Origin of the sequence: Roseixanthobacter liquoris (assembly GCF_043195135.2) — a bacterium.
GTDB lineage: Bacteria > Pseudomonadota > Alphaproteobacteria > Rhizobiales > Xanthobacteraceae > NCEH01.
Genome location: NZ_JBAFWP020000002.1, coordinates 98,110 through 124,603 on the forward strand (window position 1 = coordinate 98,110; position 26,494 = coordinate 124,603).

Here is a 26,494-nt window from a genome sequence, read left to right on the forward strand (position 1 = left end):
CTGCCGTCTTCCACTGCGTTCCAGCCCCAAGGGGTGCGGGCCGATCGCCTCCGATCCATCGACCGCCATCGAGGTCGCGATGGGCGCGACCCGAGACACCAAGGGATCAAGACAATGGCGACCATCGGCACCTTCACCTCCACCCCCAACGGCTTCACCGGCTCGATCCGCACTCTGACCCTCAACGTCAAGGCCAAGCTGGTCCGCATCGAGAACCCGTCCGACAAGGGCCCCCACTTCCGCATCTTCGCCGGCGCGAATGTCGAGCTGGGCGCAGCCTGGCAGAAGACGGCCCGGGACACGGAGCGGGACTACCTCTCGGTCAAGCTGGATGACCCGTCGTTTCCGGCCCCGATCTACGCCACCCTGATCGAGGTGGAGGGCGAGGAAGGTCTGCAGCTCATCTGGTCCCGGCCGAACCGGGACTGACCGCGAACCGACAGGGCTCCGCCGGCAGGCGGAGCCCTTCTTCCTTCGGCCGCGAGCAGAGCGCGGCGCCAGGGGTCTTCGCCGCGGTCAATCTCCTCCGGTGACATCTGGCTCGCGATAGCCCCTGCGCCGCTTCGAGCGCTCAAGCCGCGACAGCGCTGTGCACGCGGCATCGGGCTCATCGAAGGTCTCGATCATGGACTGGCCGCCGGCGCCGATCCGGCCCCAGCTGCGGACGACCGAGGTGCCGCCGAACAGGGTCGGCTGGAGCGAGAGCGTGTAGAACCGCCGCATGTTCCGCGCGGGATCGATGCGGCGGAGGTGCAGCGGGCCTGGTGCCGTACTTTCCATGGGGCGAGTCTCGCGTCCCAGGGAAGGCGCGTCCAACGACTTCCATGAATCGATCCGGCGGGACCGATTCATTCCCGTGATGACCGCCTCAAGGCATGGGTGGCATGTCGCCGTCAGCCGTGCGCCAGACCCAGGGTGTCATCTCGGGCCGAGCGTCGATCATCTCCGCCAGCATGCGATCATAGTCTTCGTCGGCGCCGGCAGGGACGATGTACATTGCGACAGGCGACGGGCGCCCCTCAGGGAGCGTCACGCACACGACCGGCTGATCCCGGCTGAGGTTGAAGCGCAATCCCTTCACACTCTTGCGCCGCATGCCTGCCAGGCGCGAGAGCAACTGCAGCTCGTGGGCGCTCTCGAAGGGAATCCAGTTCTCCGTCACCACCATCAGGGCGATCTCATTGATGGCTGGAACGCCGGCGCTTGAAATCCCGAATGTCGCGACCGCGACGACGTGCGTCTCCTCGTTCGCGTCCCAGAGCTCCAGCTCGGATTCGTAGCGCTTGTTCAACCGGCGCCAGGCCGCCTCCTCCAGCATCAGAGGGAAATCCGGCAGGTGCTTGATCACAACCTTTCGGCCGCTGCGAGCTTCCGGGAATTCCTTCACCTCGCCGACCAGCAACATCAGTTTCTGCGGGCCGTTGTCCGGCGCCTGAGCGCCGGATAGAGCCCGCGATCGCCGCGCCGCGATCGCAGCCTTGTCGTCGGCGTGGAACATCTCCGGCACGAACAGAATGTCGCCGAGCGGACCACCACGCACCGACATTTCTCTTGCGGCATTCATCACGCTCGCGCGCACCTTGCCCCAGCCGCGCTTTCCGGCCCATAGCGATGTCCATTCCGTCAGCTCGGCGGCATCCCAGAGATAGTGCAGAACGGCGCGCAGCGAGAGCTTCTTGGCCTCGTTCCGCACCGTGTCGGATGTCTCCGATGGGGATGCCGGTGCGGACCGGCTGCCACGCTTCGTCAGCGAGAAATCGAGCTTGAGAACGGCGGTCCCGGTCGCCTCGTCGATCTGGATCGCATTGCCGATGAGGGGGCCGAGCCCCGAAAGCTCGTAGGGCGGTTCGTAGGACGGGCAGGAGGGGTCGTGATCGCGGCCCGTCAGCGGCATGCGCTTGACCAGGAACTGTCCGTCGCTCCGCGCGATATACATCGCGGTGGGCGCCTCGCGGCACAGGCAGTGCGGCCGCTGCTTGCGCTCATAGGCCCGCTCGAGCGCGGATTGAAGCTCCGGCGCGCCCTCATCGAAGGTCCGTTCACCAATCCTGAACTGCCGCATCGATCGATGCACCTTCGTTTAATCGCCTCAGAGCAGTCAGTATAAGCGCGCTCGCGACGACCACAAACCCGATAGGGTTCCAGAACGATGGTGTCCGCCGTAGCAAGAAGCCTGGCGGGCGCATCCGGCTGGCCGGACCGGGCTCTATTCCGCCGGATGCCCGGCTCCACGAAGCCTGCGGGCAGTCTTCGCGCCTTTTGGCGTGACGATCCCTTGCGCAACAGCCCGCCTGCCGGCGGGAAGAGGACAGGCTGTGCCTGCTGCTGCCGCGCACCCGGAATACCCACCCTGTCTGCTCAGAATGTCCAAGCCTGCCATGGCGGGTGGGCACGCCTCAAAACCGCGCGGCCCCTCCAATTTTCCCGCGGCGCAGGAAAATCGGTTCCTCCGCGCGCCAGCAAGCTGGCCGCCAACGCGGGTTTTGACCCGTGCCCACCCGCCATGACCGCCGTCGTCATCTTTCACAAAAACATCGAGGAGATGACGATGACCCTGGAACAGCACATCGAGGAACTGCGCGCCGAACTGCGGAACGCCGTCGATGCCGGCGAGCACCGCGAGATCGAGGTCGAACTGGAAACCGCCCGCGCCGAACTCGCCTGCCGCGTCGCCGAGGAGGAGTTGCCATGAGGCAGTTCTTTCCTGGCGGCGTCCGCCGTCCTTGTCGAACATGCGCTCCGGCAATCAGATCTCCTGGTCCTCCTGCACTGGCGGCCATTGCTGGGCCGCATGCAGGACGCGCAAAATGGAGATGGCGTGGGCATTCTCCACGTACACGACCACGTAGTTTGATCGCACGACCATCTCCCGCGTGCCGTCGACGCGGCCGGGGCGGTAGAGCCTCGGATGCTCAGGCAACTTTGCCGCCTTCGCCTCTATGTCATCCTTCAGCCGTTGGGCGGCATCGGGGTTGTCGTCGGAAATGAAATCGATAATCGCCAGAAGATCGGCGCGTGCGTCCTCTCGCCATTCAAGTCTTGGCACGGCGCTTCCTATCGATCAGCGCCTGTGTCTCATCCATCACCTGCTGGTGCGGCACCGACGGCCGGGTGTCGTCCAAGGCTTCTCGCACCTTGGCCCGAAACCACGCGTCATGCGCTTCCGGATCCGTGGTCAGGCCCGCCGGCAGCGCGCCCTCTTTTACGACGCGTGTGAGCAGAATCCGGACGGCATCGGAAACCGTCAGGCCGAAGCTGGCCAGCTTCTCGGTCGCGTCGGCCTTCAGCTTGTCGTCTACGCGGATATGGAGCATCGAGGTTTGAGCGGCCATTTCCGACTCTCCTATGTTGGAAGCATTATGTCTCTCATTTGAGATACATTCAAGGCCGATTGGCGACTAGGGCGGATCCTTCCTTGCCCCGCGTCGTCGGCACGAGGGGCATCCCCTGAGAAGAAAAGCTCGCAGGCGATGGATCACACCTTGACGAAACGATTGGCCTTGGCCTGATCGGCCATGTCCTTTCGCCGGAAATAGATTGCGCGCCCGCAGCGGATGGGGCTCCGCCCCTGCACGATGATAATTTGCTCGTCCTTGCGCATCGACTGGGTGATCTCGTGGGGCATGATGAGCGGCCGTCGTTGGAAGCTGATGCTTTCCGAGTTGCGGCTACTATTGCTCGAGCTGCTCCAGCCCACGTTGCGTGATCGGCCCTGAACCTCGACCGTCATCTCCCCGCACTGCGCCGAGACGTTGCGGGCGGTCTCGAGCGCCTTGATCGCGGCATAGGAGGCGAAGGCGCAGCCATCGATCCATGAGGTCGCGCCGGCCTTGCCGAAATGCTGCTCGAGCTGGCCGACGGATTGGTACATCATCATCAGCGTGATGCCATACTTGCGACCGCGGTCACGGGCCTCCTCCAGCACGCGCATGTAGCCCAGCAGGTCCACCTCATCGAGCATGAAGAGGGTTCTGGAGGAGAAGGCGCCATCGGCCTGCACCATGGCGTTGATCAGCGAGCCGATGATCACCCGGCCGATCCCGGGATAGGACCTAAGGATCGACGCCGGGATGTTCAGGAAGACGTCCTTCTTGCCGGAGACGATGTCGCGCGACTTAAAGGCATTGCCGCAGACGAGGGCGGCGTAATTGTCGAGCGAGAGCCATTGGGTGTCTTTCGATGCGGTGGAATAGACGCCCGAGAAGGTCTGCTCGGTCATGTTGGTGAAGACGCCGAGCGTCTCGCGGATGAAGGTCGAGCCGGAATGTTCCTGGATGTCCCGGAGCATGGCAAGCACGGACGGCTCCGGTTCGGAAACGATCTGGCGCAGGCTGCGCAGAGTGCGGCGGCCGGCATATTCCGGCGAGAGCATCACGTGCGCCAGCAGCCCGGTCAGGAGGTTGTGCGCCTGGTTCTGGAAATAGGCGCCGGTCGAGGATTCAAAGCGTGCGCTCTCGGACAGCAGCATGTGCGCGATACCGACGATGTCCTCCTCCTTTTTCTGCGACGCCTCGATGCCGTCGAGCACGTTGAATCCGCCGATCGGATTAGCGGGATCGAGCACCATCACCTCGCGACCGAGCGCGCGCATGCGATGCTCCCGCACCATCGGCGCGACCTCGGTCGAGGGGTCGAGGCAGATCAGCGGACCGGAATAGCGCAGTGCCGTTGGGACGACGTTGCTCGTGGTCTTGAAGCCGCCCGATCCCGCAAAGAACAGCATGTGGGTGCTATCGAAATCCTGCTTGTAGGTCAGGAGCGGAGCGCGGCCGCCCTGGCCCCAGGTCGAGCGGTCCGCGGGGTCGAACGGCAACTCATGGACGATCTCCCGGTCCACGCGATAGCGCTCACCGACCACGATCTCGCCATCTGCAGGGAACAGCCGCGCGGCCGCCGACATGGGCAGCCAGTCCGCGTCTCCGAAGGTCGCCCGCTTCGCGCGCCTGATCGGAGCGGGGACGACGACGGAGATCCGTGCCGCCGTGGCCACGATGAGGAATCCGACAATGGCGCCTGCGACGGCCAAGGCATCAAGGTACGAAAGGGCACGGTCCCACGTAACCGTCCCGCTCTCGATGAAGGGCGCGAGGCGTTCATATTCGCGCAGGGCGTAGAAGCCGGCCACCCCGAGAAAGCAGAGGAGCGTGACCATGGCAATTGGGCGGCGCCGATGCATTGGTAGAGCCCAGACGGTCACGAGCCCGGCGAGGGGGCCGAACAGCAGGGCAGGGAGCGGCGCCGCGCGTAGGAACCAATAGGCGATCTTGCCCGACATGCCGATGGCGAGGCCTTGCCATCGCCAGCTGGTGATGAAGACGGCCGCAGCCGTGACGACCATCGGGACGAGAACGAGGAGCAGCACTGGGTGCAGTCGTCCCTTCATGGCCGTTCCCCGTCTTCTTGATCCGGCACCTCCAGGTCCTCCATCGGCCGCCGCCTGAACGCCTCCAACCCGATCGCCTTCAGCCGTTCATGATGATCGGAACCGGCCACGAAGCGGCTCGCCTCGATCAGCGCGCCGAGCAGGAATGCCCGGTCAGCCTCAGCCAGTCCGGCGCGCACCACCAGCCCGCCCAGCAGGAACTTCTGCCGCGCCTCACGCTTGCGTGCCTCGCTCATGATGGCCCTGCGTCGTCGCTCGAGCCGGGCCAGCTCCTGATCGATCCGCTCAAGGGGCTGACGGTCCGGTGGGCGCCTTGCCTTTGGCGGTCTTGCGAAATCGGGCGGCGATCTCCTCGCAGATCGCATCGAGCTGCTCGTCGGGGATCTCCATCTCCACCAGGCCGGCCTTCGCGGCGGCCCGGGCGAAACGCTCGCCCGCTTTAACGACCAGAGTTTTCCTGCGTTCCCGCAGCCTCTCAATCTGGGCATCGATCTCGGAAAGTGACGATTTTACGCGCATTAAGAGACCTCACCTCACCTGGAATTAGGTCGGCACAGGTCGATTATATCGACTTATATAAATCAGTTAAATAGGCTAGATTGTTGGTGAGCCAAACGGCTCACTGGCGGCCGGTCCCCTGCAGGGCTGGCCGTTTAAAGCGGCATCGGCCCTGCGGTCCGATCTGTTTGAGGGCGCAATATACGTCGCTAGCGCGACGTGCTTGATGGGAGCGGCGACCGTAGTGGCCATCATGTTCGTCAGGGCGCAGGTGATCAGCCGGGGGGCGGGGCGCAGCGTCGTCTCGGCCGCCGCATATCGCCACCGCACCAAGATGATGGACGAGAAGGCCGGCACCACGTTCCGCTATGAGGGCGGGGCGTCCGAGCTGGTGCATGAGGAGCTGGCGCTTCCGGATGAGGCGCCGGCCTGGCTTTCGGCCATGATCGCCGGCAAGAGCGTCGCCGCCGCCAGCGAGGTCCTGTGGAACGCGGTCGAGGCCTTCGAGAAAAGGGAGGATGCGCAGCTCGCTCGCGAGCTGATTATTGCGCTGCCGGAGGAGCTCAGCCGCTCCGAGAACATCGCGCTGATGCGCGCGTTCGTGGCGGACCACTTCACCTCAAAGGGGATGGTCGCCGACTGGGTCTATCACGACAAGGATGGCAATCCGCACGTGCATTTGATGACGACGCTCCGGCCTCTTACAGAAGATGGCTTCGGCCCGAAGAAGGTGCCGGTGCTCGGAGAGGACGGGAAGCCGCTCCGGGTCGTCACGCCCGACCGGCCGAACGGCAAGATCGTCTATCGGCTGTGGGCGGGCGATCGCGAGACAATGAAGGCATGGAAGATCGCCTGGGCGGAGACGGCGAACCGGCACCTTGCGCTCGCCGGCTTCGACATTCGCCTCGACGGGCGCTCCTATGCCGAACAGGGCCGTGACGGCATCGCCCAGCGGCATCTCGGGCCGGCGAAGGCGGCGATGGCGCGTAAGGGCAGTTCGATGTTCCTGGCGCCGGCGGAACTCGCCCGCCGACAGGGCATGGCCGATCGCCTTGCCGCCGATCCGGGGCTGCTCCTCCAGCAGCTCGGCAACGAGCGATCCACCTTCGACGAACGCGACATCGCCCGCGCGCTCCATCGCTATGTGGATGATCCGGACGACTTCGCCACGATCCGGACCCGGCTGATGGGCTCGCCCGACCTGGTCACGCTGCGCCCGCAGCAACTTGATCCCGAGACGGGGAGGGCGGCCGAGCCGGCGATCTTCACGACGCGAGAGTTGCTCCGAGTCGAGCACGGCATGGCGCGCTCGGCGCTCAATCTGGCGGCGCGCGATGGCTTCGGTGTTTCCGCAGCGCGCGTCGCCGGAGCAATCGAGGTCATCGAGACACGAAACCCCGAAAAGCCGTTCAAGCTCGATGCCGAGCAGGTCGATGCGGTCCGTCACGTCACGTCGGATGCGGCGATCGCGGCGGTTGTCGGGCTTGCCGGCGCCGGCAAGTCCACCCTCCTCGCTGCGGCGCGCGTCGCCTGGGAAAGCAATGGGCGTCGTGTGCTCGGCGCGGCGCTGGCCGGCAAGGCGGCGGAGGGCTTGGAGGACAGTTCCAGCATTGCGTCACGTACGTTGGCGTCCTGGGAGCTGGCCTGGGCCAGTGGGCGTGAGCAGCTCGAACCGGGCGACGTGCTCGTCATCGACGAGGCGGGGATGGTATCCTCACAGCAGATGGCGCGGGTGCTGAAGGTCGTCGAGGACGCCGGGGCGAAAGTCGTCCTGGTTGGCGATGCCATGCAGCTCCAGCCGATCCAGGCGGGCGCGGCCTTCAGGGCGATTGTCGAGCGGATCGGCTTTGCGGAACTCGCGGGTGTGCGGCGCCAGCAGGACGAATGGGCGCGCAATGCGTCTCGGCTGTTCGCGCGCGGCGAGGTCGAGACGGCACTCGATGCCTATGCACAGCATGGCCATATCGTCGAGGCCGCAACGCGCGAGGATGCCATTGGCCGGATCGTCGCCGACTGGGCCGAGACCCGGCGCGCGCTCGCAGGCAGGACGTCGGCTGAGGGCGAGTGGCGACCGCGGCGCGGGGACGAGATGCTCGTGCTCGCCCATACCAATGACGATGTGAAACGCCTGAACGATACCCTGCGGAAGGTGCTGATCGACGACGGGACGCTGACGCAGAGCCGCACGTTCGTGACCGAGCGCGGGACGCGGGAATTCGCCGCCGGCGACCGCATCATCTTCCTCGAGAATGCGCGGTTCGTGGAGCCACGGGCGAAGCACCTCGGACCACAGCACGTCAAGAACGGCATGCTCGGCTCGGTGACGTCCACCACCGACACGAGGGGCCGGACGCTCCTCACAGTTCGTCTCGACAATGGACGCGAGGTCGTCTTCGGCGAGGACACCTATGGCAATGTCGATCACGGCTATGCGGCCACCATTCACAAGGCGCAGGGCGCGACGGTGGACCGGACCTTCGTGCTCGCCACCGGCATGATGGACCAGCATCTGACCTATGTGGCGATGTCCCGCCACCGGGATCGGGCAGACCTCTATGCCGCGCAGGAGGATTTCGAGCCGCGTAGCGAATGGGGGCGCAAGCCCCGTATCGATCATGCCGGCGGTGTCACCGGCGAGCTCGTCGAGATCGGCCAGGCCAAGTTCCGCGAGGGCGAGGACGTCGCGCCGAGCCCCTATGCCGATGTTCGCGCAGATGACGGGTCGACCCATCGGCTGTGGGGCGTCAGCCTTCCCGGCGCGATTGAAAAGGGCGGGGTGGCGGTTGGAGATACTGTCACGCTACGCAAGGACGGCGTCGAGACGGTCACAGTGAAGATCCCGGTGACGGACGAGGAAACGGGTCAGCGGCGCCTTGAGGAACGACAGGTCGATCGCAACGTGTGGACCGCGAAGCAGGTCGAGACGGCAGAAGACCGCAGAGAGCGTATTGACCAGGAAAGCCACCGCCCGGATCTCTTCAAGGAGCTGATCAAGCGGTTGTCGCGATCCGGGGCCAAGACCACCACGCTCGATTATGAGAGCGAGCCGTCGTACCAGGCGCACGCCCGCGACTTCGCGCGGCTACGGGGGATCGACCAGCTCGCGGAGGTCGCGGCAGGGATGGAGGAGGGGGCGGGTCAGCGGCTGGCGTGGCTGGTCGAAAAGCGGGACGAGCTGGCGAAGCTCTGGGAGCGGGCGAGCGTCGCGCTGGGCTTCGCGATCGCCCGCGAGCGCAGTGTCGCCTATAGCGACCAGCGCGTCGAAGCGGCAGCTCCGCAACCCGCCGACGAGAGCCGCTACCTGCTAGCGCCGGTGACGCGCTTTCCGCGATCGGCCGAAGAGGATGCACGTCTGGCGCAGCTCTCCTCGCCCGCGGTGAAGGAGCGGGAAGGGGCCCTGCGGCCGGCGCTAGAGAGGATCTATCGTGATCCGGACGCGGCGATGGCCAAGCTCCACGATCTGGCCTCGGCGTCAAAGGTCGGCGCGCGGGAACTGGGAGAAGCCCTGGAGCGGGACCCAAGGCAGCTTGGCGCCCTGCGTGGCGGCGAGCATCTCGTCGATGGCCAAGCTTCTCGTCGCGAACGCGGCGATGCGCTCAAGGCCGTCACGGAGGAATTGGTGCCGCTCGCTCGAGCCCACGCCGCGGCTTTCAAGACGAGCGCGTCATCCTTCGAGATCCGCGAAGAGCGGCGGCGCGCACACATGGCGCTTTCGGTGCCCGCGCTCTCGATGAAGGCGACGGCGCGGCTTGGTGAGATCGAGGCCGTGCGCGCGCGGGGCGGGGAGGGTGCCTACGAGACGGCCTTTGTCCTGGCTGCGGAGGATCGTGCGGTCGTGCAGGAGATCAAAGCCGTCAGCGAGGCGTTGACCGCACGCTTCGGCTGGAGCGCCTTCACCGAGAAGGCGGACCTCATCGCGGAGCGTAATATGGCCGATCGCCTGCCGGAGGAGATGGACGCCCAGAAGCGGACCGAGCTGAGGGCGGTGTTCGAGTCCGTCCGCAGATTCGCTGACGCGCAGCATCAGGCGGAGCGACAGGATCGCTCGCGCATCGTCGCGCCAGCGCCCTATGGCGGCGAAATCGAAGGCGCAGTTTCGCCCTTGCTTGCCGCTGTGACGGAGTTCCGCACGTCCGCGCAGGACGAGGCACGGCAGCGGGCCTTGGACACCGCCCAATATCGGCAGCAACGGGCTGCGCTCGGGGAGATCGCGTCGCGCATCTGGCGCGATCCGGCGGCCGCCGTCGCGAAGATCGAGGGCGTCATCGTGCAGGGCTTTGCGGCGGACCGCATCGCCGCGGCCATGTCCAATGCGTCCGATGCCTACGGCGCGGTGCGTGGCTCGGGGAGGATGATGGACCGCCTGCTGGCCACCGGCCGCGAGCGCAAGGAGGCCCTTGCTGCTCTCCCCGCGGCGGCGGCGGAGCTGCGAGCCCTCGGCTCGGCTTATGCCGGCGCGCTGGAAGCTCAGGGACAGGCGATTGCGGAAGAGCGCCGCCTGATGGCGATCGCGATTCCTGGCCTCTCAAGACCGGCGCAGGACGCCCTGACGCGGCTGACCGCCGAGGCAAACAAAAACGTCCGCGGACTGAATGCCATGGTCCTCGAACTCGAGCCGAAGATCCGCGAGGAATTTGCCGTCGTGAGCAGGGCCCTTGATGCGCGGTTCGGGCGCAATGCAATTGTCCGCAACGAGAAGGACGCAGCCAACCGCGTGCCGCCGGCGCAGCGGGAGGCGTTCGAGGTGATGCGCGCCTCGCTGCGCGTGCTGCAGCAGTCGGTTCGGATCGAAGCGAGCGAGAGAATTCTGTCCGAGAGGCGGATGCGGACGATCAACCAGGCCAGAGGGCTCACTAGGTAGAGAAGGAGAAGGCCAGAACCAGGACCAAGACCGCAACAGATAGGCCGCGATCCTGGCGTCGTTGGTTGGCCTGGGTACGGAACGCCGACATTCCCCTGCCCCCTAAACCGAAGCCGTGGGCAGACAGCCCTTCTGTCTAGTCTATCCTTGAGCGGAACTCCCGCGGCCCATGGCCGGTCGCCTTTCGGAAGGCGCGCGCGAAATTGGCGGGAGAGGAGTATCCCATCTCCGCCGAAACACGAGTGATCGAGCCATTCGTGTGCCGGAGCAGTTCAGTGGCTCGCTCAATTCTTGCCGCGTTCGCCAAGCTGCGAAAATCGGTTCCAGCTCGGTTCAGCTCCCGTTGCAGCGTTCGGATGCTGGTGTCCATCGATTGCGCGGCACTATCGATGGACACGCTCCCGGTGAGAACCAGGGCGCGGATCTGCTCCACGACGACGTCAAGCAGATCTCGTGGAGCGCCGCCCCTCCGGTCTCGCGCCACATCCTCGATGGTGATCATCGACCATGAAACGCGCCTTGGAGCAACAGACAGATGAGGGCGTTCCATGACGACGGTCACAGCGGATGCGTTGAAAAGGACCGGGCACTGGAAGAAATCTTCGAACAGTCCCGGCTGGCGCGGCTTGTCGATATCAAGCTCGATGCGCAGTGGCCGCCAGTCAACGGGCAAATAAGCCCTGAGGACGCTCTGCAGGACGCCGGCCGCAGCGCTAGCGATAATGTCGTAGCCGGCGCGGCCGGCCAGGGCAAAGCCGTAGCTAAATCGCACTTCGTCGCCGACGATCGCGACCGACATCCTGTCATCTGTACTGTGATAACAGAGGGCCGCAATGGCGCGCTCGATAGATTGGCCGAGGGTGTCGGCTCCGAGGACATAGCGCCCGAAACTGCCATAGTTGGCAACGTCCATCACCGGGGCCAATAGGAGCCCGAGGTTGGGCTCGCCTGCCGCTCTCGCCGCGGCATTCACGAACCCAACCACCGCCGCGTGCGGAATGAAGCAATTCCGGTCCTCGATTAGTTCGAGATCAAAGCCCGCGGCGCGGTTGGCCTGCAGAAGCGCCCTTTCCCCGATTTCATGACGCAGGAAGGCCGGCAAGCCGTGCAGTATGCGGTTCGAAATAACCGGAATCTCAGCCATGCGCGGGATGCTCCGAGGATGCCGCCATGGTGGCGCAAAATGAGTGGTCTTGAAGTCCGATTGCTGCTTTGTGGCGCAGTATAAGTGTCCCCGGACATACGGGGAAACCCGTTTGGAGCCGTCGGCTTGGCTTTGACTATAGCCGAGGAAATTATCGGCCGTGAGCGCGAGGAAGTTGCCCATGCCAACCAATGGCCCTCATGCGACTTCCCGGTCGGTCGCTGCCTCCTCCCTTTCAGCCTGCGCCCTCGCGTTTCAATGGCTGGCCGGACCGGCGTTTCGGGCGCGTGTGAATGCCATCGTCGCACGGCGGGGTCGCCGGCTTCATTAGCCTTTGTCGCGGCCCTGCGGCGGAGCAAATGCCTAAAGTCTACTCTCCTGGGTTGTGCTGCATATCCGCACTGGATGACGCACTCGACTAATAGATATTCTTACATTTTCCAGTAAGTCCAACTCGGTCGTGCCAAACTCAATCGTAGTAGAGGGGTTGTAGTGCTAAAGGTGTTCAAGCTCTCGATCCTGTCGGCAGGGCTTGCAGCTATGCTCGCCGTTCCAATGCTCTCAAGCACGCCGGCTCAGGCTTATCGGTCTGGCGGGGCGGCCTGTGGACCGCGAGGCTGCGCGGCAGCGGGCTGCGGCCCGCGCGGATGCGCAGCGGGCGCGGTCAGGCCAGGCTATGGAGCCCCGTACCGTCCGCGCGGCGTCGTGATTGTAAATCCTCACCGGTATTGGCGCCCGGGAGGCGCGATCGCGGCCGGAGCGGCCATGGGATTTATTGCCGGTGCTGCAGCCGTTTCGCTTGCCGGCACTCCGCCCAAGCCCGGGTACTGCTGGTACTATACGACCCCCAATCGGACTCAGGGTTTCTGGGACGTCTGTCCACGATAGTCATCTGTCGGTCGTTCAAAACAGGTGGAGAGATGATGACGCAACTCAGTTGGGAGGCCGGGGTCCTAGTCCTGGGTTGGCTAGCGCGATCCTGGCATTTTCCTATCAGCCTGCGAAAGCCGAATGGCCCAGCCTGTTGGGAGGATGAAAACATAAAGGATGAAAACATCATGAGACGCTACCTGAGTTTGGCCGGCGCTGCTCTCGTCGCTGCCCTCACGCTGCCCTCCGGTGCTGCCGTCGCGCAGGTGTCGCAAGAGACCGTTCGATCTCTTGGCGCGCCCGACACGGCGCAGACGCGCATCGGCACGCTGGAGTTCCAAGACGGTGCGCCGACCGCCGAAACCGCCAGAAAAGTCTATGACGCACTTGATTTCACCCAGGCGCTCAACGTCTACAACAACAGCTTCCGCGGCGCGTCAGCCCTGGCGCTCGTCAAGGGCTTCGAGAGCATCGGCGCCAAGCCCGGCGATGTCGCCATCTTCTCCGACCTCATGGATTCGAGCTCGCTGTTCCTGACGGCGAATGCCGACACGGTCTACTATCTCTCCGCGCTCGATCTGAGCAAAGGCCCGCTGGTGATCGAGCAGCCATCGGACGCCGTCGGCACGATCAACGACATGTGGTTCTCGTGGATCATCGACATTGGCGGTCCCGGCCCTGACCGCGGGCTCGGCGGCAAGTATTTGATCGTCGGGCCCGACTACAAGGGCCAGCTCCCCCAGGGCGGCTACTTCATCGCGCAGTCAAAGACGAACCTCGCTCTTCATGCCGCGCGCGCCTATCTCGTCGACAACGACCCCAGGCCGGCCGTCGAGAACGTCAAGAAGAACCTGAAGATCTATCCCTACCAGCCGGGCTCCTTCGGAACGAGCCTTGCTCAGGCGCTCGAGGGCACGGTGCGCATCGCGGGAGAGCCGAAGATCCCCGAGACGAAGTTCATCGAGGCCAGCGGGCGGTCGTTCAACACGATTCCGCCAAGCGGCTACGGCTTCTTCGAGATGATCAACGAGAACGTCCAGAGCCAGCCGGCCACCAGCTACGACGTCGAACTCGCGGGGCAGCTCGCGGCGATCGGCATCGTGCATGGCAAGACGTTCGCCCCCGACGAGCGGATGAAGAAGATCCTGTCGGACGCGGCCCTGGTCGGCCAGGCGAGCGGCCGGGCGCTCAACTGGCGCTATGCGATGCAGCACCCGGACTGGGCCTATTACAAGGATTCGCAGTGGGGCAGCATGCTGTGGGACGGCGGCGCGTTCTTCGAGACCCCGCCGCCCATGTTCAAGGACGGCATGTTCGAGCCGCTGGCACCGACCGGCGCGCGCACGCTCGATTCCCGCACCGCCTTTTATTACGGCTACACGCTCGACTCCCCCGGCATGATCATGCGCATCCCGGGCGTGGGCTCGCAGTACCTCATGAGCTTCCTCGATCCTGATGGAGCCCCCTTCGACGGCGCGAAGACCTACAAGGTGACGCTGCCCAGGGACATTCCCGCCAAGGCGTTCTGGTCCTTCACGCTCTACGACAACCAGACGCGCTCCATGCTGCAGACGCCGCAGAAATATCCGCGCGCCGGCAGCCAGAACTATCCCTCGCCCGCCGCCCAGGCCGCCGCCGATGGCACGACCACGGTCTATTTCGGCCCCACCCAGCCGAACGGCGTGGCACGCGGCAACTGGATCCAGACCGCCCCCGGGAAGGGCTGGTTCACGATCCTGCGCCTCTACAGCCCGTTGCCGTCGTTCTTCGACAAGAGCTGGCGGCCGAGCGAAATCGCTCTGGTGAAGTGACCCAAGAGCCGGCCTGCGGAAGATCGCAGGCCGGTTTGCTGAAATTTCGCGCGCCGAAACAAGGTGCCTGGGATCCGAACGGTGCGTGAGCCGAGCTGTGCTGACGCCGACAATCGGATTGGCCGGCGGAGAAGAGTGATGCCGAGCAGCTTCCGGAAGTGGAGTACAATTGAGTACAGGACGGGCGCCATGGCGTTGGCGCTCGTGGCGTTCGTCGCGGCGGGTCCAGTTCGCGCCGCCGACCTGTCGGATCGCGGCGTGCAGCAGCCCGGTACAGCATCGCAGGCACGGCCGGCATCGGACTGGCGCTTTCAGGTGACGCTCTACGGCTGGCTCACCGCGATCGACGGCGAGATCGGCGTGCGCAACCGGCCCATGACACCGGTCAACGCATCCGTGCCCGAGGTGCTGGACAACCTCGACGGCGCGATGATGGGCTCGTTCCTTGCGGAAAACGGGCAGTGGCTGTTCCTGGCAGATCTCGTGCTGGCGCGGTTATCGCACGCCGATCAGATCGGCCTCTACGGGGGCGGCAGCCTCGACGCGGAGCTGTCGCAGACCATCGCCACCGGCGCGATTGGCCACTGGCTGCCGCTCGGCGCATCCAGCTTTGATCTCGGCATCACCGCCGGCCTGCGCTACATGCGGCTTTCGGCCGACGTAGCCTTGTCGCCCGCCGGTTCGCCGCTTGCATGGTCAGGCAGCCAGACGCAGCAGTGGATTGATCCCACCGTTGGGCTGGTCCTGCAATGGGCGATCGACGATCGCTGGTTCTTGAACTCCACCGTGGATATTGGCGGCTTTGGTGTTGGATCGAAGCTGTCGAGTAATGGCTACCTTGGGATCGGCTACATGTGGACGTCTTCGATCTCGACCGCGATCGGCTACCGCTATCTCTACGAAGATTATCAGGGGACCGGCCTCGGCACGGGCTCCTTTCGCTACAATGCCGTCATGCATGGCCCGATCGCCAGTCTGGGCTGGCATTTCTGACCGAGAGTGACCGTCGGTTCGCCTCCAATGCGTGGCGCCCACACTGGTCCAGGGCCGCTGCGTCAATTGCAACCTTGTGCCTAAGCGGCTGCGTTGACGATGCGCCCATTAGCTGTCGCATAAGGAAGATTATGCAATAAAAACAATGGCTTATAGTCTTTTCTGTGCGCGCTCGTGATGCGCCTCCGCCACCTGGAGCAGGCCGTGCTAGGTGTTCTGGCGGAACCAACGAGAGCGCCAGAAGCCTAATCGGATTCAGCATCAAATTCTGTGGCGTCCGTTGACTGGATCACGACCAATAGGCCGTTTTCTCTCTCGCCCGGAGGCGGGAACGAACTTACGGGAACGGATTGAGGGACGGAACTGTACAACAGACTGATCCGTGGCTGAGGCCCATCGTAGAGGCTTTTTGCGTTAAACTGCTTGGCGCCGGTGATATTAAGTAGTTCCCATATTGTATGACTCCACGTATAAGGAAACAATGGATAAGGCCGAGTAAAAACCCGTCGTCCAATGTGATCAACGCGCCCGCGCTGCGCGGGATCCACGGAATACATCATTTCGACGATGAACCGCCCCGCTTCGATCACTCCTGAGCTCGACGGTCCGATCACCGGCGCCGGGGGGCAAATTAGCCAGTTCGAAGGAGATACCAGCCCGAAGTATCCCGATCGTGTATCTCCATTAAAGTCTCTATGGCCTCGCTGAAGACCGCCGGTATATACATCGAAAGGCGGCCAATCCTTATATAACCAATATTGTGGATCCGCCGCTTTGTGTTGTGAGCCATCATTCATTTTGAGTTGCCACAAAGCTCCTCGCCAATAGGTTTTTCGGGGATTTCGCTTGTGGGACAAGACCAGCAATATGTCACCCAGCTCGCACTGCTTGGTCCGCATTTTGCGAGCGGGTGTACCCAAAAATCTCACTTTTGGCGTCTGATGTATGTAGACGGCCATTATTTGTGTCTTAACTCGATATGAGCTGAATGACTTACTAAATAAGTCATTTAGGGTGGGAACGGCATTCTTCACAAATGAACCCGTAAAGTCGGTCTCTATTCGAGGTGCGTGCTTCATTTTTCCAAGCGCATCCGTGCATGTGCTATCAATGATAGCCTTAGAACCGATGATAAGTTTGGATTTTGGAGCAGTGGGAAGCATGGCCTGGAGTGCACCCGCGAATCGACTGTGCAATGGTACCTGAAGGGCATGAACATCCGAAAGGGAAGGCACGCGCCTAGGCCTCGGGCTCATAAATTCCATGCTATGAAAAGAAATGTGGCCACTCTCTTGGGAGAGGAGATCATCCCAAGCGGCCCTTGTAAGTCCCCTTCATCGATGTTGATCTAATGGGGTGTGCCGGTGGGGATCGAAATAGATCTCCGTCACTCGAAACCGACCCGCTGCCCTCTTGCATTGAACGATAATATCGATGGCGATCTCAAGCAGATCCCGAATATCGCCCCGCTCCAGGTCGTGCCCGCCATCGGATTCTTTGACGAGCAGTGTGAGCTGCTCGAAGGCGAGCCGCGCTGAATCCGCGTGCACGGTCGTGATCGAGCCCGGATGCCCGGAATTGACATTGCGGATGTAGTAGAACGCCGTTCCGTCCCGAAGCTCCTGGAGCAGGACGCGATCCGGACGCATGCGCAGTGAAGCCTCAAGGAGTTCCTTCGGGCCGACCTTTGCGAGCCCCTGGTCATCCTTGGAGTAAAACAGCCGTACGTGATTATCCTGAGGGATCACGAGCTCCCGTGTGTCCTCGATGGTAATGAGGCGCTCGTCCTCCGGGATATGTTGGATCAATGCCTTTGAGAGCGTCGTCTTGCCCGACCCCGTCGCACCCGAGATGATGATGTTCTTCCGAGCCAAAACTGCCTCCCGGAGGAACGCCATGTAGCTGCCGTCCTGGTAGAGGCCGAGCAGCCTCATATCGGTGGGGGAGAGCTCGTCGGCGAGCGGGCTGACCTCCGAGAAGAGGCCCCCTGTCTCTAGATCGCCGAGCGTCAGCGTCACCGCGGACGGGTTGCGGAGCGTGATGCTCACCGTGCCCTTCGTGGTGGCGGGCGGAATGACGATCTGGATGCGGTGTTCGTCCGGCAGCGTGGCGGACAAGAGCGGGTGGGCCTCGTCGATGGCCTGGTGCGAGTAGCTGGCGACGGCGCGCGCAAGGCGCATCAGCTTTTCGAAGGTCAGTTCCGGCGCGTCGTGCGTGCGCCATCCACCGGGACCCTCAGTCAGCACCACGCCTGGGCGATTGATCACGATCTCATAAAGCGACTCATCCTTCAGAAAGTGTCCTAGGGGTGAGAGCAGCTCACGGACAACGCCGGCGTCGGCGGCATCGCTCATCCCCCTCCCCTCGCCTATTTCGTGACCAGCGTGGAGCGACGGCTGAAGTCTCCGAGCACGCCGCGATCGTAGATCGTGTTGCGAGGCTCGGTGACGCGCAGGCCGTAGACGCTGGAGAAGTCGAGATCGCGAGCGACGAAGATGGAGACCAGTTCGCCCTGGTGCTTCTCCAACGTTGGCGGAATGTTGATGGACTGCTCGACCGCAATGGCGGCCGCCTGCTGGCCGGCATTGGCGCTGTTCTGGACCTGGATGTCGCCTTGCTGGAGCTGGCCCTGCGCATAGTTGGCGGCATCGCCGACAATGGAAAGCAGCAGGGCGCTGCCGAAGCGCTCCCACCAATGGGTGTCGACATAGCCGTCCATGCCAGCCCGGCCCAAGGCGTCGGTGGCCGGCGAGGCGAGCGTGATGATGACGCCCTTCGGGGTCTTGGCTCGGTTCCAAAGGACGAACAGGCGAGCCTGCCCCCGGCGCAGGCCGCCGCGATACTCCCCGATGACCTGCGTCCCCTTCTCCATGAGCACGACGCGGCTATTGTCCGACAGCACGTCGCGATTGATGACACAACTGGCGAAGCCCGGCTGGTCCGAGGACAAGGCGGTTTCCAGGATGCAGGGGATCGACGTGCCCATGGCGATGATGAAGTCTCGATTGCCCAGCGTGCCGGCGCGTGACCCTTCGAGGCGCGTCGGCGTCATCATCCGGCCGAAGCGCTGGTCCTCGTTCTCGCCGGGACCGTTCAAGCCGCCGCGAGCGGCATTGAGGGGTAGATAGCCCGCCTGCGCATCAGCAGGCGCGTCGGCGGTCGGACGGCCACCAGCCGTACTCCGCTGGGCGCCGAATGCCATCACCGGCGCCCGCCGGGCGGCGTCGAGCATCGGGTCCTGCGCTGGAGCCGGCTGTGGCGTGGCGACGGGGGTCGGCAACTGCACCTGCGGCACCGTGGGTGGTGGTGTCGGCGGCTGGCGGGCCGGCTCGAAATCCGTCGCCTGCCGGATGACGACGCGCTCCGGCTTCTCGTTCTCGGTCTGCCGCCCTCGGTCTCGCATTGACCAAAGCGCGAAGCCAACAAATGCGATGACAGCCAGCACCACCGCCCCGCGCTTCCGCAGCGGGTTGTCTTGCCGCCGGCCGGTGACCGCTTGTCCTCGCTCTCCCGGCACGCCGCTTTCGATTTCGTCCGCCATCGCCCGCCCCTATTGCGCCCTGGGCGCCGCTTGTGGCTTCACGACCCGCTCGACCGAGGGAGATGTCGTATTGGTGCCCGGGTTGATCCCGACCTGGTCATAGGCCTCGTTGAAGATGCAGAGCACATCACCGCCGCGTCGCAGGATGAACTTGCGGCTGATGGCCTGAACGAGCACCAGGCCGCCCTCGACCGATTTCGGCACGAGACTCTCGGTCCCGTCCGAGTTCTCCATGTAGATCGCCGGCATCTCCTGATTGCCGGTGAAGGCAAAGGTCGTGAGCTTGCCGTTGTCGTAGACCGCTTCGGGCTCGAGGGCGGCCGAGCCCTGAGCCGAATAGCGCCAGTTTCGCGGGCCATATTGCTCGTGGAAGGTGAGCACCTTATCGGCATAGCCGGCCTGGGCTGCCTGCGCCCGCGCAGCTGCTTCCTGGCGCCTGCGCTCCGTCTCGTCGGCCGGATAGCGGAACTTCACATAGAAGTAGGTGGGCTGGCCCGAGGCGACCGAGCCATCGCGTACGGTGAGCTCCATCTGATAGCTGCGGGTCGACCCATCGCGCCGCGTCGTCACCACCGAGATGTTCGTCACCGGCTGGTTTTCTCGCGGCTTCAGGAACAGGATGTTTCCGGCGGGGGCCACCTCCCAGGCCACAGTATTGCCGAGCGCCACATGGGCGATCTCCTCGTCCGACGCGAACTCGACCTGAACCGACGAGCGCAGCGAGCCGACGATCTTCGTGATGTTGTAGGGCTCGTAATCGACGAAGCGGACGCGGTTGTCCTGGGGCGCGCTGGCGGGCGTCTCCAGTGCATGCGCGGATGTGACAAGGCAGGCCCAGGCCACGACGGAAATGAGGGCGACGCGCTTCAATTGATGGCCTCCGGATCGGCCCGGTATTCGCTCACGACGAACCCGAGGGGATTGACCAGGCGATCCGTCGAGGACATGGGCGCGTTGACATAGGCGAAGGTCAGCGTCGCCACCCAGTGGGTGGTGCGCACATCCTCCCCGCGGGTGACCGTGCGGATGTAGCGGACGGACACCACATGCGGATTGATCAGCGAGATCGAGACGATGCTGATCCGGGCGGTGGCGTTGCGCCCATAGATGTTCTGCGGCGATTCCGGATTGCTCCCGCGATAGAGCGCGGCGAAGCGCTGCTGCTCCGCCTGGGTGGACAGTAGGGAAACGGTTCGGAAATTCTCTTCCGCCTCGCTCCAGACATAGCTCTCCCGCGCCCGAACGTATCGCGCCGCAAAGTATTTGGTGACGGCCTCGTCATAGGTTCCGGCGGTCGAGGTCAGCGCTGAGACCACATCGACGATACCCGTGGAGTTATCGACCCGGACGACAAAGGGCTGCACCGTCTTCAGCGGCGTCAGGCCCGCGACGGCGGCGATCGCCATGGCCGCGAGAATGCTTGCGACGATTGCCACGAACCAGGCGATCCGCACCGAGCGCTCCGCCCTGATCAAGCGATCCTGGTCGAAGCGCCGTGCCTTGTCGAAGTAGCTCTTGAGGCTATCGTTCGTCACCATCACCCCTGCCCCGCGCAAGATCGATACGAATGGGCGATGTCGAGATGCGCGAATGGCCCAGCCGACGACGGCGATGCCTCTTCGGTGAATGCTGTGGCGCCGCCTGCGGCTGCGGGCACGGCCTCGGATTGGCGTTTGGGGCTGCCGCTCTCCTCCCACTGCCACATGGCCCGGTTGAGCGGCCGGCGGGCGTAGCCGTCGCATTTCGGCAAGGGGTAGGACAGCGATGCGCATCCGCTGAGGACAGACGCCACGCCAAGCAATACGAACACACGCAACATGCACCACCTGGGTTTGAATTCTGATCTCGGCAATTCGCGTCAGCTTGCTCCGCCCGATCGGGCGTTGCCGCCCGCGGTGCGGATGCCGCGGCCGATGGCGCGTGCAGCGCGTCTTGTGCTCCGGGCGACTGTGCTGTCATGCGCATCGCGGGCGGCGCCGTAGCCATAGGTCAGCGAAGCTCCGCCCGCCGCGAGCGCGGACGCGATGCCAGGGAGCTGGTAGAAAACGTACAGCGAGGCGAGCGCGATGGCGCCGAGCGCGATCGGACGCATCAGCACGTCGGCATAGGAGTCCATGGTCGCGAAGGTGGCATCGAGGCAGGTCACCAGCAGCGATCCGACTGCGATGACGAGGACCTGCAGGATGACGAAGTTCGCCATCTGGCCGATCCACGCCTCGGTGAACCGGCGGGTTGACTGGAACATGGCCAGCGCGACGAAGATCGGACCTATGGCCAGGACGATCGCGAGCGCGACGCGCGCATAAAGCGACACCACGTAGCCGATCGCCGCGACGATGAAGGTCATGACGATCACCACCAGCCCGGCCGCGCCGGTCAGGACGTCGACGGGCCAAGACCCTTTCGCCCAGATGTCGTTCGCTGATTTCTGGCCCTTGTCGAGGAGGGAGTCGAAAGCCGAGGCACTCGGCGCTGACCCCGTGTTGAGAGCCCCGGAGATCTCGGTGGGCAGGTCCTCGAAGAACACCTTCGTGACATAGGTCTGATAGTTGGACGCGTTCTGCACGAGCATCAGGATGATGGCGAGCTTCATCGCCCGGAAGGCAAACTCCATGATGGGCTCGGGGATGGAGCCGCGCAGAACGAGGAAGCCGTAGATGACAACGTAGAGCGTCAGGGCGACGGTCAGCGGCCCCGTCACCCAGGAGGCGATGCCCGAAGTCCCCGAGCTGATGAAGTTCTCGAGCGGGGCCTTGAACTGGTCGTCGAGGAAAGAGAAGACCTGATACATGCCCTACCCTCCGAGCGCCTTGTTCATCCGCTGGAGACGGGCCTTGCCGTCGGCTTCGGTCGCATTCTTGCAGTTCGGCGTCTCGGCGAGCGTGCCCGGATTCTCCCGGCACTTCGCCAGCTGCGCGGCGCGCAGGGCATCGTCGCCGAGGTAATCACTGACGGTGCGGGTCCCCTCCCCCGGCTCAAAACACCCGGCAAGAGGAAGCATCAGGAACAGGGCCACGATCATCCTCATGGCAGCGCCGCCCTCATCGTATCGACGCGCCGGCGCCAGTCCTCGGCCTTGCGCTGGTCGTCCACCTGGGCCTGGGCCTGCTGCACCATGCGCAGGCCCTGCATGCGCACCACATCGATCTGAAGGAAGGCCGCTTCCGCCTGGAGCCGGGCCTGCAGGTCGGCCACGTCCTTCGAGGTGCCGGCCGACGAGATCTGCTGCCGGAGCTGATCGATTCCGTCGATCCGCTTCGTGGCGGCATCGTAAATCTGCTGGCCAAGGCTCATCTGGCCGGCGTTCTTGTTCTGGATCCGCGACAGCTCCTGGGCGTAGAAGTCGTTGGCGCTGGTCTGATAGGTGGAATTGGCCTGCAGGAACTTCGAGGCGGAATCCCCGAAGGCGCCCGAGCCCGCACCGCTCAGCAGGCTTTCGATCGCATTGAAATCCTGGGGGAGCGCCTTGCGGATCGAGGGATCGTTGAGCACGCTCGCGACGTCTGCCATGTTCGTCAGCTTGTTCAACGAGCCATAGAGCTGTTGCGCCTGCTGGAGCTGCTTGTTCAAGGTGTCGAGCTGAGATTTGAGCTGCGCGATGCTCTCCAGCTGCTTGGCAAGGGCTGCCTGATCGATCACGGGGATGCCCTGCGCCTGGGCCGCGCCGGCGGAGATGAGAAGTGCGGCCGCGGCCGCCAGCAGCATGGTGCGTGTGGACATCAGCCTGCACTCCTTCTTTGGTGGAACAGGGCAAGCCAGTCCGCGTGGCCGGTGCTGACTTCGGCGCGGATCGCATCCGCAAGCTCGACATTGGCGGTGCGTCCGGAGAGGACGGCGAGTTCATCATCGAAGCCGGTGAGGTTCAGCTCGGCGACGACGCTGTTGTGCCCCTGCTTGACGATGAAGCGACGGCTCTCAGGGGACAGCTCGCGCGCGATGAGCTGATATTCCCGCTCGGTAAGCTTGAAGCCGTCCACATAATCGGCGTGATTGCCGCGCGGATTCGGCGTGAAGATTTGCGTCGGGCACTGCTCGATGATCGTGTGGGCGATCGGGGAAGCGATCGCATCCCGTGGGCTCTGCGTCGCGAACAGCATGAGGCCGCCCTGCTTCCGGATCGTCTTGAGCTTGTTCTGGGCGAGGTCGCGAAAGCCCTCGTCGAGCAGGGCTTTCCAGAACTCGTCGATGACGATGATGATGCGGCGGCCGTCGATCAGCTGCTCGACCCGGTGGAACAGGTAGGACATGAGCGGCGTGCGGATCTCCTCATTATCGAGGAAGTCCGTCATGTCGTAGCCGAGGAACTTGGCACCGATGCCGATGTCGTCGGTCTCATTGTCGAAGACCCAACCCAGTGGCCCTCCCCTTTCCCACCGCCGTAGCCGAGCGGCAATGCCCTCCGGGTCGGTGTTGTTGAGGAAGGTACGCAGCGCGCCGATGGTGCGGCGTTGGACCGGAAGATCCGCGAGGCCGTCGACGGCGCCGGCAATGTCGCGCAGGTCTGTTACGGATAGCTCGCGGGACTTCGCGCCCACGAGCTTGGCGATCCATTGCGCCAGGAACACCTTGTTCTCAGGTGTGAGCTCAAGCCCCTTCAGGGGCGCGCAGCCGGTCGGCGTGCCGTTCTTCAGCGGCAGATATGTGCCGCCGGCGGCCCGTACGAAGAGGTCGGCGCCACGGTCCTTGTCGAAGAACACCATGTGCGGATCATGCTTCTCGAGCTGCGAGAGCATGAAGTTCAGGATGACGGTCTTGCCCGATCCCGAGGGGCCGCACACGAAGGTGTTGCCGAGGTCCCCGTGGTGGAAGTTGAAATAGAAGGGCGAGCCCGACGCCGTCTTGAGCATTGCGACGGCCGGGCCCCACTCGTTGCCGTCCTTCCTGCCCACGGGATAGGAATGAAAGGGTGACAGCGCAGCGAAGTTGCGCGACGTGATCGCGCCGGAGCGAGCCCGGTAGCGGAAGTTGCCCGGCAGCTGCGCCCACCAGGCGGCCTCGAGGCCGAGATCCTCGCGCGCCACGACGGCCCCGCCGTTGGTCAGGTGAGAGCGTGCCTTCGCCAGATTGTCGGTGAGGTCCTTCACCGACGTGGCGAAGACGGACAGCGTGAGGTGGTGCTCGCCCAGCACGAAGCGGTTGGATTCCAGATCATCCAACGCGCCATCGAGTTCTTCGAGCTGCGAGTTCGCCTTGTCGCCGGCGCTCACCATCTGGTTCTGCTTGCGCCCCAGGATGGTCCGGGCATCGGCCTTCGAGGCGAACGCGAAGGACTGCGTCAGGATAAGCTCGAACGGCGTGGTGAGGATGCCGGCGAGCATGCCGGGCCTCGTCCGCGCGGGATATTCCTTGAAGCTGAACACACCCGCATAGCGGGTCTCGGCCTCGTGGCGGATCTCCACCGTCTCACGCCCGATGATGACGCGGTCGGAATAGATCGCAGAAGAAACCCGCCCCTCCGTGAGGGGCACCCGCTCCCGCCGACCTCCGATGATCTGGTGCAGGACCTCGCTCGGCTCGGAAAACAGCAGGCCATCATGCTCGTAGAGAGAAAGCACGCGGGGCTGGAAACGCTTGAGGCCTGCGGTCACATCGGTAACCTTGTCGCGCAGCAGCTTGAGCGCCTCTTCGTCGAGCTCCCGTCCGGCCCGGCGGGCTCGGCGAAGGCGGGATAGGAGCTTCGCCAGCTTCTCGGAGGGATCGCGGGTTGGATACCAGAGCAGGGTCAGATAGAGGTCGTTGCGAAACAGGTCCTCCTCCACCATGCGGGCGCGATATTTTGCGTTCAGGGTCGCGGAGAAGGGATTGGCGAACGCTCCATCGGGATAGTCGTTGTCACGGCGGCGGATGATGTGGGTCCACAGCGCAAGGCGTTCGTCGGCGAGATTGCGGTAGAGGGTGTTGAGGTCGCGGTGAAGACCGTTGAGGTCGAGCGGATCGGCGGTCTCGAACGACACGCCGTCAAGGGCGATCATGACCATCAGCGCTCGGGAATCGAGCGCGATCGTCGTCTCGTCCATGTGGCGGACATACGGAATGAAGGTTTCGGGCTCGAGCTCGCGGGCTTTGACGGTGGCGACGCTAGGCAAGGCCGAGGTCCTTTTCGTTGTAGCGCCTCACGAGCTTGAGGGGCGTCAGCGTTGTGCCGGCCCAGAAGCCCCCGTTGCGTGAGCGGCCGCGGGTCTCGACCCACGCCAGCAGCACGCGGAACATGTTGTGGTCGTGCTTCACCAGGGCCTTGAAGATGAGGTGGAACACGATGCCGACCAGGGCGTAGGCGATCGAGCCCGCGAGGATGTAGAGCAGCGTCGTCAGGATGACGTTGATGCCCATGGCCTCCATGGTCACGCCCGCGACCATCGCCGGCCGCGTGCAGGCAAGGAACAGCGTGTCTTCTTCGAGGGGCACCGTCTGCGCCATGACCGTCAGCCGCCGGAGATCGTGCTGACGAGCTCGGCGGCGCCGAAGATGATGCCAATCCCCAGCACCACGTAGGCGGCCTTGCGCAGGTCGAGATAGCCGAACATCCAGGCGATGCCGACGACGATCACGGCGATCGTCGCGAGGAGCTTGGCGACGTTGCCCGTGAGCAGGGTGACGATGTTCTGAAGGACGGTCTCGATACCGCCGGACGCCTGGGCAAATGCCGGCTCGGCCATCCCAATCGCGAAGAGGGCCGCCATCAGCATGATGGCTGCAACCGGGCGAACGCGCACTCTTTCACTCATTCGGCTCACTCCGATTGTTCGTTCTGGAAGACGAGGGCGGAAGACGTCCGCCCTGTCGCAAAGACATCCCAGGGCGCCGGTTTTGCCTCGCGCCGGGAAACGTGTGGCGTGGCAGCCGGAGGCGCCGCCGCGGCCCCCTCCCCCACGCGATCTTTTGTGGCGGACGTGCCGACCGGGTCGATCGTCAGCGAAGCCAGTGTCGGCGCGAGGCGTTTCGCCTCGGCACGCACCTGCTTGTCGTGGCCGACCATCTCGCCGAGGGAGGCGTCGCCGCGGCCGTAATAGGCTTGCAGCATGACGGTGGCCGCCTCGGCTGGGCGGGCACCGCCGCCGATGGCCGCCCGGTAGTAGCGGTCGAGCAATCGGGCGGTCGCCTTGAGGTTCAGGCAGGGATCGAACGCATCGGCAACGGTGAGCGTGAGGCGACCGAGATCATCGGCATTGATGCCGCCAAGGCCGAGATCGACGTCCTGTCGTTCCGCGATCAGCGTGCTGGCAACCTCGATCGCCTCCGCCTTGCTCTTCGGCGGGTCGTGCAGGGGCGCGCCGCTATTGATGCGGATGGCAAACGGCGAGAAGCCGCTTTCGAGGCTCACGACCGCGGCGAGGGTCTCGACCTGAACGGTCGGTGCGCATGTCTGCGCAAGGTCTGCGAATGCAACGGGCAT

General features: G+C 64.3%; 26 protein-coding genes. 6 read left to right on the forward strand and 20 right to left on the reverse strand.

Annotated elements, in window-relative coordinates; genetic code table 11:
• Window positions 1-114 precede the first annotated feature (114 nt).
• Window positions 115-429 carry a DUF736 domain-containing protein gene (locus V5F84_RS22290; RefSeq protein WP_394044503.1) on the forward strand — a complete coding sequence of 105 codons (315 nt, stop codon included), beginning with the start codon at window positions 115-117 and terminating at the stop codon, window positions 427-429.
• Window positions 430-516: 87 nt separating this feature from the next.
• Here V5F84_RS22290 and V5F84_RS22295 read toward each other — a convergent pair whose 3' ends face one another.
• The gene (locus tag V5F84_RS22295; protein ID WP_394044501.1) at window positions 517-780 is read right to left on the reverse strand and encodes a WGR domain-containing protein; all 264 of its coding nucleotides are present in this window, start codon (window positions 778-780) and stop codon (window positions 517-519) included.
• An 88-nt stretch (window positions 781-868) separates the two neighbouring features.
• The gene (locus tag V5F84_RS22300) at window positions 869-2,062 is read right to left on the reverse strand and encodes a DUF1173 domain-containing protein (RefSeq protein WP_394044499.1); all 1,194 of its coding nucleotides are present in this window, start codon (window positions 2,060-2,062) and stop codon (window positions 869-871) included.
• Between the two features lie 441 nt (window positions 2,063-2,503).
• On the opposite strand from V5F84_RS22300, the gene V5F84_RS22305 reads away from it, so the two are divergent.
• Window positions 2,504-2,692 carry a hypothetical protein gene (locus tag V5F84_RS22305; protein ID WP_394044497.1) on the forward strand — a complete coding sequence of 63 codons (189 nt, stop codon included), beginning with the start codon at window positions 2,504-2,506 and terminating at the stop codon, window positions 2,690-2,692.
• 54 nt (window positions 2,693-2,746) lie between these two features.
• On the opposite strand, the gene V5F84_RS22310 is transcribed toward V5F84_RS22305, so the two are convergent.
• From V5F84_RS22310 to V5F84_RS22330, 5 genes are all read right to left on the reverse strand, one after another.
• Entirely contained in the window at window positions 2,747-3,046 is a 300-nt protein-coding gene (locus V5F84_RS22310) for a type II toxin-antitoxin system RelE/ParE family toxin (protein ID WP_394044495.1), read from the reverse strand.
• On the reverse strand, window positions 3,033-3,332 hold the full coding sequence (relB, locus tag V5F84_RS22315) for a type II toxin-antitoxin system RelB family antitoxin (protein WP_394044493.1): 300 nt from the start codon (window positions 3,330-3,332) through the stop codon (window positions 3,033-3,035). Before relB ends, V5F84_RS22310 begins: the two co-directional genes overlap by 14 nt.
• A gap of 143 nt (window positions 3,333-3,475) precedes the next feature.
• Window positions 3,476-5,383 (reverse strand): Ti-type conjugative transfer system protein TraG, encoded by a 1,908-nt coding sequence (traG, locus tag V5F84_RS22320; RefSeq protein WP_394044491.1) that lies wholly within the window; start codon window positions 5,381-5,383, stop codon window positions 3,476-3,478.
• Complete coding sequence (locus V5F84_RS22325; protein ID WP_394044489.1) at window positions 5,380-5,619, reverse strand: conjugal transfer protein TraD; 240 nt, start codon at window positions 5,617-5,619, stop codon at window positions 5,380-5,382. The genes traG and V5F84_RS22325 overlap by 4 nt, the downstream gene beginning before the upstream one ends.
• 49 nt (window positions 5,620-5,668) lie before the next feature.
• Window positions 5,669-5,902 (reverse strand): TraC family protein, encoded by a 234-nt coding sequence (locus V5F84_RS22330; RefSeq protein ID WP_394044487.1) that lies wholly within the window; start codon window positions 5,900-5,902, stop codon window positions 5,669-5,671.
• A gap of 223 nt (window positions 5,903-6,125) precedes the next feature.
• Between V5F84_RS22330 and traA the strand changes: the two genes are divergently transcribed.
• Window positions 6,126-10,742, forward strand: a complete 4,617-nt coding sequence (traA, locus tag V5F84_RS22335) for a Ti-type conjugative transfer relaxase TraA (protein ID WP_394044485.1) — start codon at window positions 6,126-6,128, stop codon at window positions 10,740-10,742.
• Between the two features lie 136 nt (window positions 10,743-10,878).
• Here the strand turns inward: traA and V5F84_RS22340 are convergent, their stop codons facing one another.
• Window positions 10,879-11,886 (reverse strand): AraC family transcriptional regulator, encoded by a 1,008-nt coding sequence (locus tag V5F84_RS22340; RefSeq protein ID WP_394044483.1) that lies wholly within the window; start codon window positions 11,884-11,886, stop codon window positions 10,879-10,881.
• Window positions 11,887-12,426: 540 nt separating this feature from the next.
• On the opposite strand from V5F84_RS22340, the gene V5F84_RS22345 reads away from it, so the two are divergent.
• From V5F84_RS22345 to V5F84_RS22355, 3 genes are all read left to right on the forward strand, one after another.
• Complete coding sequence (locus V5F84_RS22345) at window positions 12,427-12,774, forward strand: hypothetical protein (RefSeq protein ID WP_394044541.1); 348 nt, start codon at window positions 12,427-12,429, stop codon at window positions 12,772-12,774.
• A 170-nt stretch (window positions 12,775-12,944) separates the two neighbouring features.
• On the forward strand, window positions 12,945-14,567 hold the full coding sequence (locus V5F84_RS22350) for a DUF1254 domain-containing protein (protein WP_394044481.1): 1,623 nt from the start codon (window positions 12,945-12,947) through the stop codon (window positions 14,565-14,567).
• A 189-nt stretch (window positions 14,568-14,756) separates the two neighbouring features.
• Window positions 14,757-15,560 carry a hypothetical protein gene (locus V5F84_RS22355; protein ID WP_394044479.1) on the forward strand — a complete coding sequence of 268 codons (804 nt, stop codon included), beginning with the start codon at window positions 14,757-14,759 and terminating at the stop codon, window positions 15,558-15,560.
• A 1,334-nt stretch (window positions 15,561-16,894) separates the two neighbouring features.
• On the opposite strand, the gene virB11 is transcribed toward V5F84_RS22355, so the two are convergent.
• From virB11 to V5F84_RS22415, 12 genes are read right to left on the reverse strand one after another with little or no spacing between them, the layout of a single operon-like run.
• The gene (gene virB11, locus V5F84_RS22360; RefSeq protein ID WP_394044477.1) at window positions 16,895-17,914 is read right to left on the reverse strand and encodes a P-type DNA transfer ATPase VirB11; all 1,020 of its coding nucleotides are present in this window, start codon (window positions 17,912-17,914) and stop codon (window positions 16,895-16,897) included.
• Between the two features lie 14 nt (window positions 17,915-17,928).
• Window positions 17,929-19,101 (reverse strand): type IV secretion system protein VirB10, encoded by a 1,173-nt coding sequence (gene virB10 / locus V5F84_RS22365; protein WP_394044475.1) that lies wholly within the window; start codon window positions 19,099-19,101, stop codon window positions 17,929-17,931.
• 9 nt (window positions 19,102-19,110) lie between these two features.
• Window positions 19,111-19,971 carry a P-type conjugative transfer protein VirB9 gene (virB9, locus tag V5F84_RS22370; protein WP_394044473.1) on the reverse strand — a complete coding sequence of 287 codons (861 nt, stop codon included), beginning with the start codon at window positions 19,969-19,971 and terminating at the stop codon, window positions 19,111-19,113.
• A complete protein-coding gene (locus V5F84_RS22375) occupies window positions 19,968-20,639 on the reverse strand; it encodes a VirB8 family type IV secretion system protein (protein ID WP_394044471.1) in 672 nt (223 codons plus the stop codon). The genes virB9 and V5F84_RS22375 overlap by 4 nt, the downstream gene beginning before the upstream one ends.
• Window positions 20,639-20,920: a hypothetical protein gene (locus tag V5F84_RS22380; protein ID WP_394044469.1), complete on the reverse strand. Its 282-nt coding sequence runs from the start codon at window positions 20,918-20,920 to the stop codon at window positions 20,639-20,641. The genes V5F84_RS22375 and V5F84_RS22380 overlap by 1 nt, the downstream gene beginning before the upstream one ends.
• Before the next feature lie 39 nt (window positions 20,921-20,959).
• Window positions 20,960-21,892, reverse strand: a complete 933-nt coding sequence (locus V5F84_RS22385) for a TrbL/VirB6 family protein (RefSeq protein WP_348935366.1) — start codon at window positions 21,890-21,892, stop codon at window positions 20,960-20,962.
• A 3-nt stretch (window positions 21,893-21,895) separates the two neighbouring features.
• A complete protein-coding gene (locus tag V5F84_RS22390) occupies window positions 21,896-22,129 on the reverse strand; it encodes an EexN family lipoprotein (protein ID WP_394044466.1) in 234 nt (77 codons plus the stop codon).
• Window positions 22,126-22,821: a P-type DNA transfer protein VirB5 gene (virB5, locus tag V5F84_RS22395; RefSeq protein ID WP_394044464.1), complete on the reverse strand. Its 696-nt coding sequence runs from the start codon at window positions 22,819-22,821 to the stop codon at window positions 22,126-22,128. The genes V5F84_RS22390 and virB5 overlap by 4 nt, the downstream gene beginning before the upstream one ends.
• Window positions 22,821-25,187 carry a VirB4 family type IV secretion/conjugal transfer ATPase gene (locus V5F84_RS22400; RefSeq protein WP_394044462.1) on the reverse strand — a complete coding sequence of 789 codons (2,367 nt, stop codon included), beginning with the start codon at window positions 25,185-25,187 and terminating at the stop codon, window positions 22,821-22,823. Before V5F84_RS22400 ends, virB5 begins: the two co-directional genes overlap by 1 nt.
• Window positions 25,180-25,518 carry a VirB3 family type IV secretion system protein gene (locus V5F84_RS22405; protein ID WP_203193655.1) on the reverse strand — a complete coding sequence of 113 codons (339 nt, stop codon included), beginning with the start codon at window positions 25,516-25,518 and terminating at the stop codon, window positions 25,180-25,182. Before V5F84_RS22405 ends, V5F84_RS22400 begins: the two co-directional genes overlap by 8 nt.
• Window positions 25,519-25,523: 5 nt before the next feature.
• Window positions 25,524-25,826 carry a TrbC/VirB2 family protein gene (locus tag V5F84_RS22410; RefSeq protein WP_394044460.1) on the reverse strand — a complete coding sequence of 101 codons (303 nt, stop codon included), beginning with the start codon at window positions 25,824-25,826 and terminating at the stop codon, window positions 25,524-25,526.
• Window positions 25,827-25,831: 5 nt separating this feature from the next.
• Window positions 25,832-26,494, reverse strand: coding sequence for a lytic transglycosylase domain-containing protein (locus V5F84_RS22415; RefSeq protein WP_394044458.1), 663 nt, complete (start codon window positions 26,492-26,494; stop codon window positions 25,832-25,834).

Bases quoted from the DNA above. Each gene is read 5' to 3' on its own strand.
- V5F84_RS22375 (WP_394044471.1), bottom strand. From the start codon at position 20,639: ATGGTGACGAACGATAGCCTCAAGAGCTACTTCGACAAGGCACGGCGC.
- virB11 (WP_394044477.1), bottom strand. From the start codon at position 17,914: ATGAGCGATGCCGCCGACGCCGGCGTTGTCCGTGAGCTGCTCTCACCC.
- relB (WP_394044493.1), bottom strand. From the start codon at position 3,332: ATGGCCGCTCAAACCTCGATGCTCCATATCCGCGTAGACGACAAGCTG.
- V5F84_RS22295 (WP_394044501.1), bottom strand. From the start codon at position 780: ATGGAAAGTACGGCACCAGGCCCGCTGCACCTCCGCCGCATCGATCCC.
- V5F84_RS22325 (WP_394044489.1), bottom strand. From the start codon at position 5,619: ATGAGCGAGGCACGCAAGCGTGAGGCGCGGCAGAAGTTCCTGCTGGGC.
- V5F84_RS22415 (WP_394044458.1), bottom strand. From the start codon at position 26,494: ATGCCCGTTGCATTCGCAGACCTTGCGCAGACATGCGCACCGACCGTT.
- V5F84_RS22405 (WP_203193655.1), bottom strand. From the start codon at position 25,518: ATGGCGCAGACGGTGCCCCTCGAAGAAGACACGCTGTTCCTTGCCTGC.
- traG (WP_394044491.1), bottom strand. From the start codon at position 5,383: ATGAAGGGACGACTGCACCCAGTGCTGCTCCTCGTTCTCGTCCCGATG.
- V5F84_RS22390 (WP_394044466.1), bottom strand. From the start codon at position 22,129: ATGAGGATGATCGTGGCCCTGTTCCTGATGCTTCCTCTTGCCGGGTGT.
- V5F84_RS22305 (WP_394044497.1), top strand. From the start codon at position 2,504: ATGACCGCCGTCGTCATCTTTCACAAAAACATCGAGGAGATGACGATG.
- virB10 (WP_394044475.1), bottom strand. From the start codon at position 19,101: ATGGCGGACGAAATCGAAAGCGGCGTGCCGGGAGAGCGAGGACAAGCG.
- V5F84_RS22385 (WP_348935366.1), bottom strand. From the start codon at position 21,892: ATGTATCAGGTCTTCTCTTTCCTCGACGACCAGTTCAAGGCCCCGCTC.
- V5F84_RS22330 (WP_394044487.1), bottom strand. From the start codon at position 5,902: ATGCGCGTAAAATCGTCACTTTCCGAGATCGATGCCCAGATTGAGAGG.
- V5F84_RS22300 (WP_394044499.1), bottom strand. From the start codon at position 2,062: ATGCGGCAGTTCAGGATTGGTGAACGGACCTTCGATGAGGGCGCGCCG.
- V5F84_RS22290 (WP_394044503.1), top strand. From the start codon at position 115: ATGGCGACCATCGGCACCTTCACCTCCACCCCCAACGGCTTCACCGGC.
- virB5 (WP_394044464.1), bottom strand. From the start codon at position 22,821: ATGTCCACACGCACCATGCTGCTGGCGGCCGCGGCCGCACTTCTCATC.
- V5F84_RS22355 (WP_394044479.1), top strand. From the start codon at position 14,757: ATGGCGTTGGCGCTCGTGGCGTTCGTCGCGGCGGGTCCAGTTCGCGCC.
- V5F84_RS22410 (WP_394044460.1), bottom strand. From the start codon at position 25,826: ATGAGTGAAAGAGTGCGCGTTCGCCCGGTTGCAGCCATCATGCTGATG.
- V5F84_RS22345 (WP_394044541.1), top strand. From the start codon at position 12,427: ATGCTCGCCGTTCCAATGCTCTCAAGCACGCCGGCTCAGGCTTATCGG.
- V5F84_RS22340 (WP_394044483.1), bottom strand. From the start codon at position 11,886: ATGGCTGAGATTCCGGTTATTTCGAACCGCATACTGCACGGCTTGCCG.
- V5F84_RS22350 (WP_394044481.1), top strand. From the start codon at position 12,945: ATGAGACGCTACCTGAGTTTGGCCGGCGCTGCTCTCGTCGCTGCCCTC.
- V5F84_RS22380 (WP_394044469.1), bottom strand. From the start codon at position 20,920: ATGTTGCGTGTGTTCGTATTGCTTGGCGTGGCGTCTGTCCTCAGCGGA.